The following is a 19,268-nucleotide window of genomic DNA, read 5'->3' as shown; positions in this document are numbered from 1 at the left end:
CGTCTCCTCCACGTGGCGCACCGGGGCGGGAGCCCGCGCGGACTCGGCCACGGTGTCAGCCGCCGGCCCGGTCCAGTGCCGACTGCAACGACCGTCTGTATCCGGCGCTGGTGTAGGTGGCGCCGGAGACGGTGTCGATGTCGGCGCTGCCGGCGGCGACGGCGGCCCGGTTGAGTCCGGGTACGGCGTCGGCGGTGATCCGGCCGCTCTTCCCGCCGTCGGGCGCCTGCACGGCCTCGGCGCGCGTGATCTTCCCGCCGTTCACCGTGAGCCGGACCTGCACGGGCCCGTACGGGGTACTGGCCGCGGCACCCGTGACCGTGCCGGCCCCCGCGTCCCGGCCGCCCTGCGGCGACTGCGCGGCCACCGGCGGGGCCGCGCCGCCCGCCGCCGACGCGGAATCCGGGTCGGACGCCGGTTTCAGCGACAGCAGCAGCACGATGCCGGACACGGTCGCGGCGCCGGCGAGCACCGCACGCCGGACGGGGTGGCTCTTCCTCATCTGTCCTGGACTCCTGACGTCCGTCGCTCACATCTCGAACGACTCGTGATGGATACGGCGGGCGGGGACCCCCGCGCCGCGCAGTGCCTCGTACACCGCCTGGGCGAAGCCGGGTGGTCCGCACAGGAAGACGTCGTGGCGGTCGACGTCCGGGATCTTGCGGCTCAGGGTCCGGGCGGAGATGTCGGGGCGCTCCCCGTCCGGGCCGTTGACCGCGTACATCAGCCGGGCCCCGCGCTCGTCGGCGATCCCGGCGAGCTCGTCCCACAGCGCCAGGTCCTGGGTGCTGTTGGCCCGGTAGAGCAGGGTGATGTCGCCGGACGCCCCGGGCAGCGTCTCGAACAGCGCCCGCATCGGGGTGATCCCCACCCCGCCCGCCACCAGCAGCACCTTGCCGCGGCTGCGGCGCTGGGCGGTCAGGGCGCCGTACGGGCCCTCCGCCCACACCCGGGTGCCGGGCGTGAGCTCGCGCAGCCGGGCACTGTGGTCGCCGATCGCCTTCACGGTGATCCGCAGCATGTCCGGGCGCGGCGCCGCCGACAGCGAGTACGGGTGGGAGCTGAACCGCATCCCGGGCGCCAGGAACCGCCAGCGGAAGAACTGCCCCGCCTCCGCGCCCATCCGGTGCAGCCTGCGCCCGCCGATCAGTACCGACACGATGCCGGGCGTCTCCTCGATCACGGCCTCGACCCGCATCCGGTGCCGCAGGTTGAGGCGGAGGGGGGTCAGGACGCGGTACCAGAGCACGAGCGCGGTCACCGACCCGTACAGGGCGTACCAGACGGTCGTGGCGACCGGCTCGACGGCGAAGTCGTTGCCGGTGGTGAGCTGGTGCCAGAAGGTCAGGAACACCGCCACGTAGGTGAGCAGGTGCACGTGGTACCAGGCGTCGTACGGGATCCGGCGCCGGACCGGGCCGATGGACAGCAGGCCGACGAGGACCAGCAGTCCGGTGCCGGCGGCGGCCTTGCCCATGTCCGGCAGCTGGTTCACGGAGCTGATCGTCTGCTGTACGACGCCGCCCAGGCCCTTGCCCGCCCGGGCGGCGTAACCCCACATGATCAGGAAGACGTGGGCGAGGACCAGGCAGAGGGTGTAGCGGCCGGTCATGGCGTGCCAGCGGGCGACCCGGTCGGAGCCCACCCGCCGCTCCAGCGCGGGCACCCGCGCCGTCTGGAGCACCACGAGCGCCATCAGGTACCCGGCGAGCAGGCCGGTGATCCGGCCCGCGTCCAGGACCTTCCCGGTGCCGTCGGAGACCGCGGGCGTGTTGTGCCACCACAGCCACAACACGCCCGCCGCGCCCGCCCACACGGCGAGCAGCAGGGGCACGGCGGGGGAGCGGCGCGGGCGGATGCGCCGCATCGTCTGGCGGCGGGCGGCACGGCCGCCGGCGAGCGTGGTGGTCACGGTTCCTCCGTGGGGACTCGGCCCTTGGCCCACGGATACGCGCCGCACCGCCCCGGCGTTCAGCCGGCTTCCGGTACTCGTGCCGCCGTTCAGTAGCGCGTGATCGCCGTCGCCCCGCCGGCCGTGCCGATCGCGATGTGCGGCCGGGCCGCCGGGTCGGCCCACCGCAGGATGCGGCGCATCGCCTCCGCCGGCACCGACACGCAACCGGCCGTCGCCCCACGCCCGTCGACGTGCAGGAAGATGCCGGCGCCGCGTCCGCGCACCGGGCGGTGGTAGTTGAAGCCGACGACCAGGGCGTGCGCGTACTGCGCCGGGTAGGTGATCAGGTGCTCGGCCTCGGCGGCGCGGCAGTCCGCGGGGCGCGGTTCGGTCCAGCGGTTGTAGGAGCGGGAGGCGGTGTCCTGGCACCACCAGGAGTCCTGGCGCACCGGGCGGTACCGGTACGACGTCCCGCGCGGCGCCGCCGCGACACCGAAGGCGTACGGCAGGTCGTACAGCCCGGTCGGCGTGGTGTTCGTGCCCTGTTCGCGCGTCGTTCCGTCGGTCAGCCCGTCGGCTCCGAAGCGGGCGGGCGCGGAGCCGGCCTCCACCCACCGGCCGCCGTCCGCGCCCCCGTCCCTGCGGTCCCACCAGGTGACCCGGCCCTCGGCCGAGCCGGTCTCCGGCGCGACCGCGGTGATCAGCTGGCTGCCGCCGCCGGTGTCCGCCATCCGGGCCGGCAGCGGCCGGGGCGGGGGCCCGCCGGGGGGCGCGGCGCCGAGCACCAGGAGGGAGGCGGAGACGAGGACGGCGAGGACACCGGGGCGCATGGCTCAGACGGTAGACGGGGGCAGCGGCAACGGCAGCCCGGGGAGGCCGTCCAGGCTGGTGGCGATGTGCTCCTTCTTGGTGAAGTACGCGCTGAGCGAGGCGTCGTCCTCGCGCGCGAAACGCTTGCCGTGCAGCTCCCGGTCGGACTCGTACGCCATGAAGGGGACGGCGTAGCCGCAGGAGTCGCGGACCAGTTCGGCGGTCACGACGACGATCGCGCGCAGCCCGTGCCGGCTGGTGTCGATGTCCGGGAAGTGGGTGAGCAGCTCCGGGAAGCGGGGGTCGTCGCGGAAGACCGGTTCGCCGCGGCCGTGCACCCGGACGATGTTCGGCGGCCCCTGGAAGGCGCACCACATCAGCGTGATCCGTCCGTTCTCACGCAGGTGGGCGACGGTCTCGGCGGTGGAGCCGGCGAAGTCGAGGTAGGCCACGGTGAGTTCGTCGAGCACGGCGAAGCTGCCGGTGAGACCCTTCGGGGACAGGTTGACCGTGCCGTCGCCGGACAAGGGCGCGGTGGCGGTGAAGAAGAGCGGCTGTGCCTCGATGAAGGCGCGGAGCCTGCCGTCTATGCGCTCGTAAGTCTTTCCCATGTCTAACGATTATGGGTGATGCTTCGTACGCCTGTCCGGAGAATCCTGGAGATCCCGCCATGCGGACGCCGCCGCCGCGCTTCCGCCGGACGAAGCCGTGGCCGCCCCGGCCGGCGTTTCGCGGGGCGGCCACGGCGCTGCGCCCGGCCAGGGGTACGGGGAAGGGGGAGGCGGCGCGTTCACGGCCCCGCCGAATTGACGAATCATGCATAGCTCTGCATACTCATGCATGCCACCGGAGGTAACCGTGCGGAGCCGGTGGCACATCAACGGCCCTGAGGAGCGACCCAAGTGAGCAGCAACAGCGGTGACGTCCGGCTCTGGGGCGGCCGTTTCGCCGACGGCCCCGCCGAGGCCCTGGCGAAGCTGTCCGCGTCCGTCCACTTCGACTGGCGACTCGCCCCCTACGACATCGCCGGCTCGCGGGCCCACGCGCGCGTGCTGCACGCGGCCGGGCTGCTCACCGAGGACGAGCTGACCCGGATGATCGACGGCCTCGACCGGCTCGAAGCGGATGTCGCCGACGGCTCCTTCGTCGGCACCATCGCCGACGAGGACGTCCACACCGCCCTCGAGCGCGGCCTGCTGGAGCGGCTCGGCCCCGACCTCGGCGGCAAGCTGCGCGCCGGGCGGTCCCGCAACGACCAGGTGGCGACCCTCTTCCGCATGTACCTGCGTGACCGGGCCCGGACCGTCGGCGGTCTGATCGCCGACCTCCAGGACGCGCTGATCGGCCTCGCCGAGGCCCACCCGGACGTGGCGATGCCCGGCCGCACCCACCTCCAGCACGCCCAGCCGGTGCTCTTCGCCCACCACGTCCTCGCCCACGTCCAGGCGCTGTCCCGGGACGCGGAGCGGCTGCGCCAGTGGGACCAGCGCACGGCGGTGTCGCCGTACGGCTCGGGCGCCCTGGCCGGTTCCTCCCTCGGCCTGGACCCGGAGGCGGTCGCCAGGGACCTCGGCTTCGAGCACGGCAGCGCCGGCAACTCCATCGACGGCACGGCCTCCCGCGACTTCGTCGCGGAGTTCGCCTTCATCACCGCGATGATCGGCGTGAACGTCTCCCGGATCGCCGAGGAGATCATCATCTGGAACACGAAGGAGTTCTCCTTCGTGACCCTGCACGACGCCTTCTCCACCGGCTCGTCGATCATGCCGCAGAAGAAGAACCCCGACATCGCCGAGCTGGCGCGCGGCAAGTCCGGCCGCCTGATCGGCAACCTCACCGGCCTGATGGCCACCCTCAAGGCCCTCCCGCTCGCGTACAACCGCGACCTCCAGGAGGACAAGGAGCCGGTCTTCGACTCCATCGACCAGCTGGAGGTCCTGCTCCCCGCCTTCACCGGCATGATGGCCACCCTCACCGTGCACCGCGAGCGCATGGAGGAACTGGCCCCGGCCGGGTTCTCCCTCGCCACCGACATCGCCGAGTGGCTCGTCAAGCAGGGCGTGCCGTTCCGCGTCGCGCACGAGGTGGCCGGCGAGTGCGTGAAGGCCGCCGAGGCCGAGGGCAAGGAGCTGGACGAGCTCACCGACGAGCAGTTCGCGAAGATCTCCGCCCACCTCACCCCCGAGGTGCGTACCGTCCTCAACGTCCCCGGCGCCCTGGCCTCCCGCAGCGGCCGTGGCGGTACGGCGCCCAGCGCGGTCGCCGTCCAGCTCGCCGAGGTGAAGGCCGACGTGGCCGGTCAGCACGCGTGGGCGGACGCCCGGAAGTAGCAGCCGGTCGTAGCGGCCGGTGTGCCGGCGCGGCATCGCGGTTACGTTGGTCGCCGGGGCCTGTCCTGCGGACGGACCCCGGCCAAGCACCCGACCGAACGGAGCCCGCGATGCCCTTCGCCCGCCTGGCCGCGGCGACCACCCCCACCTGCCACATCGGTCTGGGGCTCGCCGCCGTCGGCCGCCCCGGCTACATCAACCTCGGCCGCGACCGGGACCTGCCGGCCGACCGCAGCGTCGAGGCGATGCGCGAGCGCACGCACGACCTGCTCGACGCCGCCTACGCGCAGGGCGTCCGGTACGTCGACGCGGCCCGCTCCTACGGGCGCTCGGAGGAGTTCCTCGCCGACTGGCTCAGGGACCGCCCGGACGTCGACGACGTGGTCGTCGGCAGCAAATGGGGCTACACCTACACGGCCGACTGGTCGGCCGACGCCGAGCGGCACGAGGTCAAGGACCACGGCGTCGCGACGTACGAGCGCCAGCACGCCGAGACCGGCGCCCTGCTCGGCGACCGGCTCGACCTCTACCAGATCCACTCCCTCACCCCCGAGAGCCCGGCGCTCACCGACAAGGAACTGCACGCGAAGCTCGCCGAAGCCGCCGCGGGCGGTGTCACCGTCGGATTCTCCACCAGCGGCCCCGCCCAGGCCGACGCCATCCGCGCCGCGCTCGCGGTGACCGTCGACGGCGAACCCCTCTTCCGCACCGTGCAGTCGACGTACAACGTGCTGGAGACCTCCGCCGGGCCCGCGCTGGCCGAGGCGCACGAGGCCGGGCTCACCGTGATCGTCAAGGAGGGCATGGCCAACGGCCGTCTCGCGGAGCCCCACGCGCCCAGTGCCCTGGAGGCCGTCGCGGAGGAGACGGCCCTGGGCTGTGACGCGGTCGCCCTCGCCATGGTCCTGCGCCGGCCCTGGGCGGGCGTCGTCCTCTCCGGCGCCGCGACCGTGAACCAGCTCGGCTCGAACCTGCACGCCGCCGTCGTCGACCTCGACGACGACCAGGTGGCCCGCCTGGACGCACTCGTCGAGGACCCGCACGCCTACTGGGAGCGGCGCGGGCGGCTGCCCTGGCACTGAGCCCCCACCGCGGGGGGCGGGCAGCCGCCCCCCGCTGACGTCGACAGCCGTGACGTGCCGCCCTGGGGGTGAGTCACCCATGCCCCGCATGAGACAAATGTGTCTCATGCGGGCTATCGTTGTCTCATGGCTGTTGATCGAGACCAGGTACTGCGCAGCGCGGCGGCCCTGCTGACCCGCAGAGCCACCGCGACCATGGACGAGGTCGCCCGGGCGGCCGGGCTGAGCCGTGCCACGCTGCACCGGCACTTCGCCGGGCGCGACGCCCTCGTCCGGGCGCTGGAGTCGCTCGGCATCGCCGAGTGCGAGGCCGCCCTCGACGCGGCCCGCCTGGACGACGGGCCGGCGGCCGACGCGGTGCGCAGACTCGTGCGCGAGATCGAGCCCTCCGCCGGCCTGCTCGCCTTCCTCTACACCGAGAACCAGCTGTTCGAGGGCGAGGGGCAGAACGAGGGCTGGGCCCGCATCGACGCCCGGATGGCCGCGGTGTTCCGCCGCGGCCAGGAGAGCGGCGAGTTCCGCATCGACCTCACCCCGGCCTGGCTCACCGAGGCGCTCTACGGGCTGCTGGCCTCCGGCGCCTGGGCGGTGACCGAGGGCCGCGTGGCCCGCAACGACCTGACCCACATGATCGTCGAGCTGCTGCTCGGCGGCGCACTTCGGAGAGAGTGAACCATGACCCGCACCCTGCAGCCGGCCCGGCCGACCGAGGCGGTGAAGCGCCCCGGCCGCTGGCTGGCGCTGTCCGTCCTCGTACTGGCCGTGCTGCTGGTGGCCGTCGACGCGACCGTTCTCGGTCTCGCGACCCCCTACATCAGTGAGGATCTCGCGCCCTCCGGTACCCAGTTGCTCTGGATCGGCGACGTCTACTCCTTCGTCATCGCCGGTCTGCTCGTCTCCATGGGCAGCCTCGGCGACCGCATCGGCCGCAAGCGGATCCTGCTCGTGGGCGCCACGGCGTTCGGCGCGATATCGGTGTTCAACGCCTACGCGTCCACGCCCGAACTGATGATCGTCGCCCGGGCCCTGCTCGGCGTCGCGGGCGCCACCCTGATGCCCGCCACCCTCGCCCTGATCCGCAACCTCTTCCACGACCCGCGCGAACGCAGCCTCGCCGTCGGCATCTGGGGCGCCACGGCCTCGGCCGGCGCGGCGGTCGGACCGGTCGTCGGAGGCTTCCTGCTGGAGCACTTCTGGTGGGGCTCGGTCTTCCTGATCAACCTGCCCGTGATGGCTGTTCTGGTCGTCGTCGGCATCAAGCTGCTGCCCGAGTCGCGCAACCCGGACCCGGGTCCGTGGGACCTGCTCAGCGTCCTGCTCTCGCTGATCGGCATGGTCGGTGTCGTGTACGCCGTCAAGGAGGCCGCCGCGCACGGCTTCGCGTGGGCCACGCTCGCCGCGGGGCTGCTGGGCGCCGCCGCGTTGTACGGGTTCGTCCGCCGCCAGCTGACCATGCCGGCACCGCTGCTCGACATGCGGCTGTTCCGCAGTCGCGGCTTCAGCGGCGCGGTGCTGGCCGACCTGCTGACCATCCTCGGCCTGTCGGGGCTGGTGTTCTTCCTCTCCCAGTACCTGCAACTGGTGCAGGGCAGGCGGCCGTTCGAGGCGGGCCTGGCCGAACTGCCCGCCGCCGTCGGCGCGGTGGTGGCGGGCCTGATCGCCGGCCGCGCGGCCCGGCGCTTCTCGGTGCGTGCCGTGGTCAGCGGCGGACTCGCCGCCGTCGGTCTCGCGCTGGCCGCGCTGACCGTCATCGGCCAGCACACCGGCTACCCGCTGCTCGGCGCGGTCCTGCTCGTCGTCGGCGTGGGCGCCGGGTTCTCGTTCACCGTCACCGCCGACGTGATCCTGTCCAGCGTGCCGGGCGAGCAGGCGGGAGCCGCCTCCGCGGTCTCCGAGACGGCGTACGAACTCGGTGCCGCCCTCGGCATCGCGGTGCTCGGCTCCATCGTGACCGGCGTCTACCGCGACTTCACCGGCCCCGACGGCACCCCGGCCGCGGCGCACGAGTCGCTGGGCGGCGCGGTGGAGGCAGCCTCCGGGCTCCCGGCCCCGTCGGCCGAGGCCCTGCTGGACGCCGCCCGCCAGGCGTTCGTCGACGGCCTGGCCCTCGCGGCGGGCGTCGGCGCCACCGTCCTCCTGGCCGCCGCGGTGGCCTCCTGGTTCCTGCTGCGGGGCCAGCGCCTGGAGGACGGGGCGGAGCACCCGTAGCGGGACCGGTAGCGGTACGCGTACGGGGCGGCCCCACCGGCAGGCACGGGTGCCCAAGCCCACCGGCCCACTGGCGTTCGGCACACCAAGACGGCGGGTCGCTCACCGAGCGACCCGCCGTCTTCGTGTCCGTTCGCCTCCGTCCGTCCCGCCGTCCTACGCCGCCTTCGCCTTGCTCGCGTACATGTCCACGTACTCCTGGCCGGACAGCCGCATGACCTCGGTCATCACGGAGTCGGTCACGGCCCGCAGGACGTAGCGGTCGCGGTCCATGCCCTCGTAGCGCGAGAACTCCATCGCCTCACCGAAGCGCACCGTGACCCTGCCCGGCCGGGGCAGGCCGGCGCCGCCCGGCTGGAGCTTGTCGGTCCCGATCACGGCGAACGGCACGACGGGGGCGCCGGTCATCAGGGTGAGCCGGGCGATGCCGGTACGGCCGCGGTAGAGACGGCCGTCGGGGGAGCGGGTGCCCTCCGGGTAGATGGCGAAGACCTTGCCCTCGTCCAGCACGCGGCGGCCGGTCATCAGTGCCGCGACCCCGCCCCGGCCGCCGTCCCGGTCGACCGGGATCATGCCGACGCCGGTGAAGAACCAGGCCATCAGCCGGCCCTTGAGACCCTTGCCGGTGACGTACTCGTCCTTGCCGATGAAGAAGACCTGCCGGTCGCACTTCAGGGGCATGATCACCGAGTCGATGAACGTGAGGTGGTTGCCGGCCAGGATCACCGGACCGTCGCCCGGGATGTTCTCCACGCCCTCCACCCGTGGGCGGAACATCAGGCGCATGATCGGGCCGAGCACTGCCTTGATGAGCGCGAAGCGGGACAACGGGTCCTCCGGTGTCGGGGATGCGGTATGAGTCTGTGCAGGTGAGGACATTACTCGCGGCCGAGGGGGTCACGCACGTCGGGTCATCCGGGTCCTACCCGCTGTTGAGCTGTGTTCACCTGCGGTGCAGGGTGTCGCGGGGCCGTGACGCCCACCCGAGGACGTGAGGCAGGTCGCGTCCGCAGGGGAAGGGACCGCGTGCCGGTCCTCGCCGTACTCGCCGTGCTCTGTGCCGTCATGGCCGCCGCCGTCACTGTCCTGGTCCGCAGGGACCGGCGTCGTCGGTCCGGGGGTCCGGACACCGACCGGATCGAAACACGGGCGACGGGCGGACCGTGCGAGGCGCGCCGCTGGAGCCGTGCCGCCGACCCCTTCTCCGTGGCCGCGGGGCTCGTCGGGCACCGCCACGACGAACCCGGCCACCGACCGCGTACCCCGCCCGGCCGACACGAAGCCGACGGCGCGTCAGACATCCCGTCCCGACGGCCCCTCCCAGCCCGTACGACTCATACGACACGCCCAGGCACCCGCGTGTTCCGGTCGCGGTCTCCCGCTCGTCATGTACGCGCCCCTACGATCGGCCCGCAGCGACGGTCAACGGCAGGAGGCCCTGATGGGAACGCAGGAGTCGGACGAGCAGGCGGGCGGCACCGGACGGCGGGCGCTCCTCGGAGCAGCGGTGCTCGGTGCGGGCGGAGCCGTACTCGGCCTGTCCGGCACGGCGAGAGCCGCCGACCCCCGGCACGGCGGCGGACGCGGCGGCGGCGTCAGGAGCCTGCCCGTTCCCACGGTCATCGGCCACCGCGGCGCCAGCGGCTACCGCCCCGAGCACACCTTCGGCGCCTACGAACTCGCGCTCGACATGGGCGCCGACATCGTCGAGGCGGGCGACCTGGTCCCGACCAGGGACGGTCACCTCGTCTGCCGGCACGAGCCGGAGATCGGCGGCACCACGGACGTCGCCGACCACCCCGAGTTCGCCGACCGCAAGCGCACCAAGCTGCTCGACGGCGTCTCGGTCACCGGCTGGTTCACCGAGGACTTCACGCTCGCCGAGCTCAAGACGCTCCGCGCCACCGAGCGCATCCCGGCCAACCGCCCGCACAGCACCCTCTACGACGGCCGCTGGGAGATCCCCACCTTCGAAGAGGTGCTGCGCTGGCAGAACGAGCAGACCCGCAGGCGCGGCAAGCAGGTCTGGATCTACCCCGAACTCAAGCACCCGACCTACTTCCGCAAGCTGGGCCTGGGTACGGAGGAACGGCTCGCGCGGCTCCTGCGCAAGTACGGCAAGGACCGGAAGAACTCGCCCGTCATCATCCAGTCCTTCGAGCCCACCAGCATCCAGCGGATGAACAGGCTCGTCGGCAACCCCCTCGCCGTCCTGCTGTCCGGCGCGAAGAGCCGCCCCTGGGACTTCGTCGAGACCGGCGACCCGCGCACGACCGCCGACCTCGTCACGCCGAAGGGCCTGAAGGAGATCGCCTCCTACGCGCAGGGCATCGGCCCGACCCTGGACCTGATCATCCCGCGGGACTCCGCCGGCCGGCTCACCGAGCCGACCACGCTCGTCCGCGACGCGCACCGCGCGGGCCTGATCCTGCATCCGTACACCCTGCGCAACGAGAACCCCTTCCTCCCCGCGGACTTCCGCAGGGGCAGCGACCCGGACGCCTACGGCGACGTCTTCGGTGCCTTCCGCGCCTACTTCGCCACCGGCATCGACGGCGTCTTCACCGACCACCCGGACACCGGTGTGCTGGCCCGCGAGGACTTCGTCAACAGCTGAGCCACCGCCCCCGGTTGGGGTGACTTCCGGCCGCCCGGGCAACCGCCGCCCGGGCGGCCGCGTCGACCCGCATATGACGCATGACCTGGTCACCCTGCTGCAACCACTGCTCACCGCCGAGGCCTCGGCCGAGGCATATGCGTCCGGAGTCGACCCCGGCGATCTCGAACAGGCGGTCTGGCTGCGCCTGCTGGAGCGCCTGGAGGCCGACGGCCCGCCCCGCGACCCGCACCGCTGGCTGCGCAGCGCCGTTCGCGTCGAGGTCCGCCGCACCCGCCGTACGAGCCGCGACGAGCAGCCGTACGGGACCGAACCCGCCGGCGCCGCCGAGCACGAGCCCGAGCAGCTCGCGCTCGCCGCGGCCCGCCGCCGCACCCTGCGGGACGCCGTGCACCGGCTGCCCGGCCGCTGCCCCCGGCTGGTGGAGGCGCTGTTGTCGCCGAAGGACCTCACATACCGGGAGATCGCGGGGGAGTTGGGTATCTCACAGGGCAGTCTTGGCCCGGAACGTTCCCGATGTCTGGGATGTCTGCGGCGATTGCTGTCGCCGGAGGTTGCGGCGCGCTGAGGACGGGGATAGGAGTGGGGGACCACAGCTGATCAGGTGAGCGGGAGGCATGCGCACATGGGCATGAGCGTGACCATCTCGGCGGCGGCCGAGCAGGATGCCGAGCAGATCTTCCGGCTGCAGTACCTCTGCTTCCAGAGCGAGGCGGCGCTCTACGGCAACTACCGCATCGACCCGCTCGTCCAGACCCTCGACTCCGTGCGCGAGGAGGTCGCGGCCGACTGCGTCTTCGTGGCGCGGCTCGGCGAGGAGATCGTCGGCTCGGTGCGCGGCCGGGTGACCGAGGACGGGGCGGCGTCCATCGGAAAGCTGTGCGTCCATCCGCGGCTCCAGGGACACGGCATCGGCGCCCGCCTGCTGCGGGCCGCCGAGTCGGCGCTCGCCGAGGACCGGGGCGCCAAGCGCTTCCGCCTGCACACCGGGCACCGCAGCGAAGGCAACCTGCGGCTGTACCGGCGGGTCGGCTACCAGACGGTGGGAACGGCCGAGGGCGCGGACGGCGTCCCGATGGTCGTCCTGGAGAAGCCGGCGGGGACGTACGCGGCGACGGCGTGAGGGCCGGGCGCTCCCGTGGCCCGGGGACCGTGCCGAGACCCGGTCCCCGCCGCCCGGGCGCGACCGGCCGCGGCAGAGCGGCAGCCGCCTGACGGCCTCAGGCGGCTGCCCCGTGCCGCGCACCCCTCCGCAGCCAGTACAGCGCGGACAGCGGCAACAGCACCGGGATGAAGACGTAGCCCATGCCGAAGTCGGACCAGACCGTCGCGTCGGAGAACGCCGACGGCTCGACCATGGACCACGTACCGACGGCCAGCACGCCCACCAGCTCGGCCGCGCAGCAGACCCGCGCCGCCCTGCGGGCCGTCTCGCCGCCGCGCACCAGGGTGTACGTGATGAAGCCGTAGACGACGCCCGCGACCGCCGACAACGTGTAGGGGAGCGGCGCCCGGTCGAACTCGGTCGCGATCTGGTACACGGACCGGGACACGGCACCCACGACCATCACGCCGTACAGCCACACCAGCAGGATGCCGGGCCCGCCGATCAGGCGCGTCCGGTCCGTCTTCTCCCGCGTGGCCACCGTCTCAGCCTCCCCAGATGTCATACAGCCGCACCTCCAGGACGGCGAGGACGACACCGCCGGCGGCGACCGTCACCGAGCCCCAACGGGTGCGCTCGGCCAGCGACATGAACCCCGCCGCCGGGACGCAGGCGAAGGCGCCCAGCAGATACGCCACGAAGATCGTCGTGCCCTGCTCCGGCTCCGCGCCCCCGGCCAGCCGCACGATCCCGATCACCAGCTGGACCAGCGCCAGCGCCGAGACCACGGCCATGCCGATGAAGTGCCAGTCCTTGGTCGGCTGGTCACGGTAGGCCGCCCAGCCGCACCAGGCGGCGAGCAGCAGCGCGGCGACGCCGGTCACCAGCGTCAGGACGTCAAGCATGGCAGCGACCCTATTACGCCCGAAAAGCCCAGCCGCCCCCGGCCCCGTCCGGCGGGAACCGGTCGCGCCGTAGGGTCGAAGGCATGAAGATCCACGCCCAGGCCCTCCTGTTCGACAACGACGGCACCCTTGTCTCCTCTCTCGAATCCGTGCGCCGGTGCTGGACGCGGTGGGCCGGTGAGTACGGGATCACGGCGGCGGAGTTCGCGCGCGTCGAGCTGCACGGGCGGCCGGCCGCGGAGATAGCCGCCGACCTGCTGCCCGCCGAGGTCGTCCCGGAGGCCGTCGCGCGGATCGAGCGGCTGGAGGTCGAGGACGTACCGGACGGGGGCGTGCACCTGCTGCCCGGGACCTGGGAGTTCCTCGGCGCACTGCCGGCCGGCCGCTGGGCCGTCGTCACCTCGGCCACCCGGCGGCTCGCCGAGGCCCGGCTCGGCGCCGTCGGCATCCTGCCCAAGACGCTCGTCGCCGCCGACGACATCACCCGCGGCAAGCCCGATCCCGAGCCCTACCTGCTCGGCGCCCGCGCCCTGGGCGTCGACCCGGCGGCCTGCGTCGTCTTCGAGGACGCTCCCGCCGGGCTCCAGGCCGGCCGCGCCGCCGGCATGACCACCGTGGCGTTGGCCACAACCCACCGGGCCGACGAACTCGACGCCGACCTGGTGATCACCGACCTGTCGGCCCTGTCGGCCCTGGTCACCGACGCGGGAGTCGAGATCTCCGTCCGGAGCTGATCCGCGCCCCCGGTGGCCGGCCACCGGCCGTCCACCGTCCACCGCTGTCCACTATTCGGACAGCGGTGTCCGGTCGGGACCGTACGTCTGCTTTACTGATCGCATGAGCACGACGAGCGACCGCACCCCTGCGACCGAGGCGACGATGACGCCCGGTGCTCGTTGTATGTGTCGAATGTGCGCCTTCTAGAGGGCCCCTGCACCACCTGAGCCTCGCGCCCCGAAGCGAGCGCCCGCTCATGTCCGCGCCCGCGCAACGCGCCCGCGGCTGAGTCACGCCCCGCGCACACGTTTCTCCCCGGATCACCACCCCACCGCGCGTCGCCACCGTGCATCGCCACCGCGAGAACCGTGCCGCGTTCCGAAGGACCCAAGACCCCGAAGAACAACGCCCCGTGCCCGGCGCACATCACCGCGCCGCGCACTCGACAGTGACGGAAACCCACGTGATCACCACATCGGGCCTCACCAAGGTCTACCGCTCGGGCGGCCGCGAGGTCACCGCCCTGGACGGCGTCGATCTGCACGTCCGCGAGGGCGAGGTCTACGGCGTCATCGGCCAGTCCGGCGCCGGCAAGTCCTCGCTCATCCGCTGCGTCAACCTCCTGGAGCGTCCCACCGCCGGCACGGTCACCGTCGCCGGGCAGGACCTCACCGCGCTCGCCGGCCGCGGCTCCCGCGCCGGCAAGGAGCTGCGGCAGGCGCGCAGCCGTATCGGCATGGTCTTCCAGCACTTCAACCTGCTCTCCTCACGGACTGTGCGGGACAACGTCGAACTGCCGCTGGAGATCCTCGGCAAGTCCGGGAAGGAACGTTCCCGCAAGGCGCTGGAACTGCTCGACCTCGTCGGTCTCGCCGACAAGGCGGGCGCCTACCCCGCCCAGCTCTCCGGCGGCCAGAAGCAGCGCGTCGGTATCGCCCGCGCCCTGGCCGGCGACCCCAAGGTCCTGCTCTCCGACGAGGCCACCAGCGCCCTCGACCCAGAGACCACCCGCTCCATCCTCCAGCTGCTGCGCGACCTGAACCGGCAGCTCGGCCTGACCGTCCTGCTGATCACCCACGAGATGGACGTCGTCAAGAGCGTCTGCGACTCGGCCGCCCTCATGGACCGGGGCCGCATCGTCGAGTCCGGCACGGTCGGCGAGCTGCTCGCCACCCCGGGCTCCGAGCTGGCCGCCGCCCTCTTCCCGGTCGGCGGCGACGCGACCGGCGACGACCGCACCGTCCTCGACGTCACCTTCCACGGCGACGCGGCCACCCAGCCGGTCATCTCCCAGCTGTCCCGCACCTACAACATCGACATATCGATCCTCGGTGCCGCCATCGACACCGTCGGCGGCCTCCAGGTCGGCCGGATGCGCATCGAACTGCCCGGCGGCTACGAGGACAACGTCGTGCCCGTCGGCTTCCTGCGCGAACAGGGCCTCCAGATCGACGTGATCAACGACGAGCCGTCCCTGCTGGTGAAGGAAGGTGCCAAGTGACCTGGTCCGAGATGCAGCCCCTGCTGGAGCAGGCCTGTCAGGAGACCCTGATCATGGTCGGCTGGTCCACCCTGATCGCCGTGGTCGGCGGCCTCCCGCTCGGCATCCTGCTGGTGCTGACCGACAAGGGCGGCCTGCTGCAGAACACCGTGGTGAACAAGGTCATCGGCCAGATCGTCAACATCGGCCGCTCGCTGCCGTTCATCATCCTCATGGTCGCGCTGATGAACTTCACCCGCTGGATCACCGGCACCACCATCGGCAGCGAGGCCGCGATCGTGCCGCTCGCCGTCGGCGGCATCCCCTTCTTCGCGCGCCTGGTCGAGACGGCCGTGCGCGAGGTCGACGGCGGACTCGTCGAGGCCGTCCAGGCCATGGGCGGCAACACCTGGACCGTCGTACGCAAGGTCCTGGTCCCCGAGGCGCTCCCGTCGCTGATCGCCAGCACCACCACCACGGTCATCGCCCTCATCGGCTACTCCGCCATGGCCGGCACCGTCGGCGGCGGCGGACTCGGCGACCTCGCCGTCCGCTACGGATACAACCGCTTCGAGTCCGGCCTGATGTGGGTCACCGTCGCGATCCTCGCCGTCGTCATCTCGCTCATCCAGTTCGCCGGCGACGCCGCGGCCCGCGCGCTGCACCGCCGCGGCGGACGCTCGGGCGCCGCGCCCCGGCTGCGCCTGCTGAAGGCCAAGGAGCCGGCGGCGGCCGACGTGAGCAAGGCCGCGTAAGCCGCCACCCACGTCCCCCCCCACACCCCCCGTACCACCCGAGACGGGGTCGCACCACCTCAGGAAAGGCACTTTTCGTGCGTAACACCGCCAAGTTCACCACCGCCGTCCTCGCCACCGGAGCCCTCACCCTCGGGCTCACCGCCTGCGGCTCGGACAAGGACGCCGCCTCCGACACCTCCGGCCCGCTGGTCGTCGCCGCCAGCCCGGTCCCGCACGCCGAGATCCTCACCTACGTCAAGGACAACCTGGCGTCGAAGGCGGGCCTCGAGCTGGAGGTGAAGGAGGTCACCGACTACGTCACGCCGAACACGTCGACGGAGGACGGCTCGGTGGGCGCCAACTTCTTCCAGACCAAGCCCTACCTCGACGACTTCAACCAGAAGCGCGGCACGCACATCGTGTCCGTCGTCGACGTGCACCTGGAGCCCCTCGGCCTCTACTCGAACAAGGTCGACAAGGCCGGGGACCTGAGGAACGGTGCGACCGTCGCCGTCCCGAACGACACCGTCAACGAGGGCCGCGCCCTCCAGCTCCTCGCCGCCAACGGGCTCATCACCCTCAAGGACGGCGTCGGCACCACGGCGACCCCCGCGGACATCACCAAGAACCCGAAGAACCTCACGTTCGAGGAGCTGGAGGCGGCCACCACGCCGCGCTCCCTGAACGACGTCGACGCCGCGGTCGTCAACGGCAACTACGCCATCGAGGCCGACCTCAAGCCGGCCGAGGACGCCCTCGTCCTGGAATCCGCCAAGGGCAACCCGAACAGCAACCTGCTGGCCGTCAAGGAGGGCCAGGAGGACGACCCGCGGGTGAAGAAGCTCGCGAAGCTGCTCACCTCGCCCGAGGTGAAGAAGTTCATCGAGGACACGTACGACGGCGCCGTCCTGCCCGCCTTCTGACCGCACCGCCCGCACCGCACTGGGGTCCCTCCGGTACGGGGTCCGCTCCGGACCGGGGCGGACCCCGTGGTGTGGTTGAGTGCCTGCATGCTGCATGCTGGGCAGTTCGAGCAGGCCCTGACGGTCACACAGGTTACGGAGCGGCGCATGACGAGCACCTTCCCCAACATCTCCATCAGCACGGAGCGGTTGGTGCTGCGCCCCCTCGACGAGGACGACGTCCCCGCCCTCACCGCGATGATGAACGACGAGCAGGTCGCCGCCTGGACCCACGTCCCGCAGCCCTTCACCGAGCAGGGCGCACACACCTGGATCGGCGAGTACGCCCCCGCCGAGCGCATGGCAGGCCGGGGACTCGACCTCGCGGTCACCGAGTTCCTCACCCAGCGGCTGGTCGGCATCGTCCAGCTGACCAAGACCAACTGGCACGTACGGTCCACGGAACTGTCGTACATCGTCGCGCCCTGGGCCAGGGGCGAGGGCTACGCCTCCGAGGCGGCGCTCGCCACCGCCCAGTGGCTCTTCGGCGACCAGAAGTTCGAACGTATCGAGCTGCGCACCGCCGCCGACAACACCGCCTCCCAGCAGGTCGCCCAGAAGATCGGCTGCATCAGCGAGGGGGTCCTGCGCAACGCCTGCATAGCCCGGGTCCGCACCGACGACGGTGTCTGGACGGACATACGCACCGACTTCATCGTGTGGAGCCTGCTGCCGGAGGACATCGAGGGCGCGGCCGGGCAGCTGACCGACACAGATGGTTTCACCACGTTCACCGACTGGAACTGATCCACGGGGGCCGACTCCGCCACCGCCCCGCCCCCGGGCCGCACCAGGTACCCTCACGGGGCGCGCCGCGTACGGTTTTGCGACCACGACGACCTGCGAAAACCCTGGAGACTGACGACGATGGCCGACCGGGTCACGGTGATCGGCTGGGACGGTTCGCCGCTGACCGCCGCGGCACGCTCCGCACTGGGCGCCGCCACACTGGTGGCCGGCGCGGCCCACCACCTGGCACTTCCCGAGGTGCCGCCCACCGCCGAACGCATCCGCCTCGGCAGCGTCGCCCTCGCCGCCCGCCGCATCGCCGGCCACCGCGGCACGACGGTCGTCCTCGCCGACGGCGACCCCGGCTTCTTCGGCGTCGTACGCACGCTGCGGGCACCCGAGTTCGGCCTGGAGGTCGAAGTCGTCCCGGCGGTCTCCTCCGTGGCCACCGCCTTCGCTCGCGCCGGTATGCCCTGGGACGACGCCCATGTGGTCGTCGCCCATCCCCGCACCCTGCGACGCGCGGTGAACGTATGCCGGGCCCACACCAAGGTCGCGGTCCTCACCTCCCCCGGTGCCGGACCGGCCGAACTGGGCCTGCTGATGGACGGCGTCCACCGCACGTTCGTCATCTGCGAGGAACTCGGCACCGTCCGCGAACGGGTCACCGTCGTCACCTCCGACAAGGCCGCCGACCACACCTGGCGCGTACCGAACGTCGTCATCGTCGTCGGCGGGAGCGTCGGTCCCGGAACCGCGACCGACGGCGCCGGCTGGATCGCCGGCCGCGACCCCGCCGCCGGGCCGCGCGGCTGGGCCCTGCCGGCCGAGGCGTACGGCGGCGAACTCGGCGAGGGCGAGACCGACCTGCTCCGCACCGCCCAACTCGCCCGGCTCGGGCCGCGCCTCGGCGACCTCGTGTGGGACATCGGCTGCGGCGGCGGCGCCTTCGCCACCGAGGCCGCCCGCAGCGGCGCCGCCGTCATCGCGGTCGACCGCGACGCGGCTGCCTGCGCCCGCACCGAGGCCACCGCACGTCACTTCGGTGCCCGGCTCCAGATCGTGCAGGGGACGGCCCCGCACGTCCTGGAGGACCTCCCCGAGCCCGACGTCGTCCGCGTCGGCGGCGGGGGAGCGGCCGTGGTCTCCGCGGTCGCCGACCGGCGGCCGCAGCGCATCGTCGCGCACGCCGCGACCCGCGACGCGGCCGAACTCGTCGGCAGGGACCTGACGGAGCACGGCTACCGGGTCGAGTGCGCCCTGCTGCAATCCGTCGGACTCGACACCCGGGCCTGGACGGAGACGGAGCGGAGCGTCGCGTTCCTGCTCAGCGGGGTCCTCCCCGACCGCGCCCCGTGATCGGGTTGTCGTACCGCGCGGGGTAGGCTGGCGGATTGTTGTACCGCACTCGGACACTCGGCCGTTCACCGGTCAATGTCCGTAGAAACCGGCCCGTTCCGGGCTGGGGGCGGTACGGCAGAACCGGAGGACGCGCAACGTGGCGCAGTCCACAGCGGGCCGTCGCGGATCAAGCTGTCGTGACGGGGGAAGGACCGCGACAATGCCACTCAATGGCTTTGTCGTCTTTTCCGGCGGGTCGTTCGTGCCGCTGGGCACGCACGCTCGTTCTTCACTGCGGGGCGGTCGGTGCGCCGTCCCGGGTGCAGCTGGTCGTAGAAGCACTAACCGATG

The 19,268-nt window shown here is 72.5% G+C and carries 20 protein-coding genes; 13 read left to right on the top strand and 7 right to left on the bottom strand.

Annotation, left to right across the window (positions count from 1 at the left end; all coding sequences use genetic code 11):
• Positions 1-55 precede the first annotated feature (55 nt).
• The 4 genes from ACP4IX_RS04235 to ACP4IX_RS04220 form a co-directional block, all read right to left on the bottom strand.
• A complete protein-coding gene (locus ACP4IX_RS04235) occupies positions 56-502 on the bottom strand; it encodes an FMN-binding protein (RefSeq protein WP_426554789.1) in 447 nt (148 codons plus the stop codon).
• A gap of 27 nt (positions 503-529) precedes the next feature.
• Positions 530-1,912, bottom strand: coding sequence for a ferredoxin reductase family protein (locus tag ACP4IX_RS04230; RefSeq protein ID WP_426518726.1), 1,383 nt, complete (start codon positions 1,910-1,912; stop codon positions 530-532).
• 89 nt (positions 1,913-2,001) lie between these two features.
• Positions 2,002-2,724 (bottom strand): L,D-transpeptidase family protein, encoded by a 723-nt coding sequence (locus ACP4IX_RS04225; protein ID WP_426554788.1) that lies wholly within the window; start codon positions 2,722-2,724, stop codon positions 2,002-2,004.
• Between the two features lie 3 nt (positions 2,725-2,727).
• On the bottom strand, positions 2,728-3,315 hold the full coding sequence (locus ACP4IX_RS04220; protein WP_426518730.1) for a pyridoxamine 5'-phosphate oxidase family protein: 588 nt from the start codon (positions 3,313-3,315) through the stop codon (positions 2,728-2,730).
• Between the two features lie 291 nt (positions 3,316-3,606).
• Between ACP4IX_RS04220 and argH the strand changes: the two genes are divergently transcribed.
• From argH to ACP4IX_RS04200, 4 genes are all read left to right on the top strand, one after another.
• Entirely contained in the window at positions 3,607-5,034 is a 1,428-nt protein-coding gene (gene argH, locus ACP4IX_RS04215; protein WP_426518732.1) for an argininosuccinate lyase, read from the top strand.
• Positions 5,035-5,144: 110 nt separating this feature from the next.
• Entirely contained in the window at positions 5,145-6,116 is a 972-nt protein-coding gene (locus tag ACP4IX_RS04210; protein WP_426518733.1) for an aldo/keto reductase, read from the top strand.
• Between the two features lie 126 nt (positions 6,117-6,242).
• A complete protein-coding gene (locus tag ACP4IX_RS04205) occupies positions 6,243-6,788 on the top strand; it encodes a TetR/AcrR family transcriptional regulator (RefSeq protein ID WP_426554787.1) in 546 nt (181 codons plus the stop codon).
• A gap of 3 nt (positions 6,789-6,791) precedes the next feature.
• Positions 6,792-8,324 (top strand): MFS transporter, encoded by a 1,533-nt coding sequence (locus ACP4IX_RS04200; RefSeq protein WP_426518736.1) that lies wholly within the window; start codon positions 6,792-6,794, stop codon positions 8,322-8,324.
• Positions 8,325-8,480: 156 nt separating this feature from the next.
• On the opposite strand, the gene ACP4IX_RS04195 is transcribed toward ACP4IX_RS04200, so the two are convergent.
• Positions 8,481-9,152 (bottom strand): lysophospholipid acyltransferase family protein, encoded by a 672-nt coding sequence (locus tag ACP4IX_RS04195; RefSeq protein WP_345589911.1) that lies wholly within the window; start codon positions 9,150-9,152, stop codon positions 8,481-8,483.
• Between the two features lie 613 nt (positions 9,153-9,765).
• Between ACP4IX_RS04195 and ACP4IX_RS04190 the strand changes: the two genes are divergently transcribed.
• From ACP4IX_RS04190 to ACP4IX_RS04180, 3 genes are all read left to right on the top strand, one after another.
• Positions 9,766-10,941: a glycerophosphodiester phosphodiesterase gene (locus ACP4IX_RS04190; protein WP_426518737.1), complete on the top strand. Its 1,176-nt coding sequence runs from the start codon at positions 9,766-9,768 to the stop codon at positions 10,939-10,941.
• Between the two features lie 73 nt (positions 10,942-11,014).
• Complete coding sequence (locus tag ACP4IX_RS04185) at positions 11,015-11,509, top strand: sigma-70 family RNA polymerase sigma factor (RefSeq protein ID WP_426518739.1); 495 nt, start codon at positions 11,015-11,017, stop codon at positions 11,507-11,509.
• A 57-nt stretch (positions 11,510-11,566) separates the two neighbouring features.
• Positions 11,567-12,064, top strand: coding sequence for a GNAT family N-acetyltransferase (locus ACP4IX_RS04180; RefSeq protein WP_426518741.1), 498 nt, complete (start codon positions 11,567-11,569; stop codon positions 12,062-12,064).
• 97 nt (positions 12,065-12,161) lie between these two features.
• On the opposite strand, the gene ACP4IX_RS04175 is transcribed toward ACP4IX_RS04180, so the two are convergent.
• Positions 12,162-12,611 carry a hypothetical protein gene (locus tag ACP4IX_RS04175; protein ID WP_426518743.1) on the bottom strand — a complete coding sequence of 150 codons (450 nt, stop codon included), beginning with the start codon at positions 12,609-12,611 and terminating at the stop codon, positions 12,162-12,164.
• The gene (locus tag ACP4IX_RS04170) at positions 12,592-12,951 is read right to left on the bottom strand and encodes a hypothetical protein (protein WP_426518745.1); all 360 of its coding nucleotides are present in this window, start codon (positions 12,949-12,951) and stop codon (positions 12,592-12,594) included. The genes ACP4IX_RS04175 and ACP4IX_RS04170 overlap by 20 nt, the downstream gene beginning before the upstream one ends.
• Before the next feature lie 83 nt (positions 12,952-13,034).
• On the opposite strand from ACP4IX_RS04170, the gene ACP4IX_RS04165 reads away from it, so the two are divergent.
• The 6 genes from ACP4IX_RS04165 (at position 13,035) to cbiE (ending at position 18,935) form a co-directional block, all read left to right on the top strand.
• Positions 13,035-13,685 carry an HAD family hydrolase gene (locus tag ACP4IX_RS04165; RefSeq protein WP_426518747.1) on the top strand — a complete coding sequence of 217 codons (651 nt, stop codon included), beginning with the start codon at positions 13,035-13,037 and terminating at the stop codon, positions 13,683-13,685.
• A gap of 446 nt (positions 13,686-14,131) precedes the next feature.
• Positions 14,132-15,169, top strand: a complete 1,038-nt coding sequence (locus ACP4IX_RS04160; protein WP_426518749.1) for a methionine ABC transporter ATP-binding protein — start codon at positions 14,132-14,134, stop codon at positions 15,167-15,169.
• Positions 15,166-15,903 (top strand): methionine ABC transporter permease, encoded by a 738-nt coding sequence (locus ACP4IX_RS04155; RefSeq protein WP_426518751.1) that lies wholly within the window; start codon positions 15,166-15,168, stop codon positions 15,901-15,903. The genes ACP4IX_RS04160 and ACP4IX_RS04155 overlap by 4 nt, the downstream gene beginning before the upstream one ends.
• A 77-nt stretch (positions 15,904-15,980) precedes the next feature.
• Positions 15,981-16,808 (top strand): MetQ/NlpA family ABC transporter substrate-binding protein, encoded by an 828-nt coding sequence (locus ACP4IX_RS04150; RefSeq protein ID WP_426554786.1) that lies wholly within the window; start codon positions 15,981-15,983, stop codon positions 16,806-16,808.
• A 147-nt stretch (positions 16,809-16,955) separates the two neighbouring features.
• On the top strand, positions 16,956-17,594 hold the full coding sequence (locus ACP4IX_RS04145) for a GNAT family N-acetyltransferase (RefSeq protein WP_426554785.1): 639 nt from the start codon (positions 16,956-16,958) through the stop codon (positions 17,592-17,594).
• Between the two features lie 120 nt (positions 17,595-17,714).
• Positions 17,715-18,935: a precorrin-6y C5,15-methyltransferase (decarboxylating) subunit CbiE gene (cbiE, locus tag ACP4IX_RS04140; protein WP_426554784.1), complete on the top strand. Its 1,221-nt coding sequence runs from the start codon at positions 17,715-17,717 to the stop codon at positions 18,933-18,935.
• Positions 18,936-19,268 lie beyond the last annotated feature (333 nt).

It is taken from the genome of Streptomyces sp. WG5, from assembly GCF_049974565.1.
Classification (GTDB): domain Bacteria; phylum Actinomycetota; class Actinomycetes; order Streptomycetales; family Streptomycetaceae; genus Streptomyces.
This window is presented reverse-complemented; position numbering and strand designations above follow the sequence as displayed.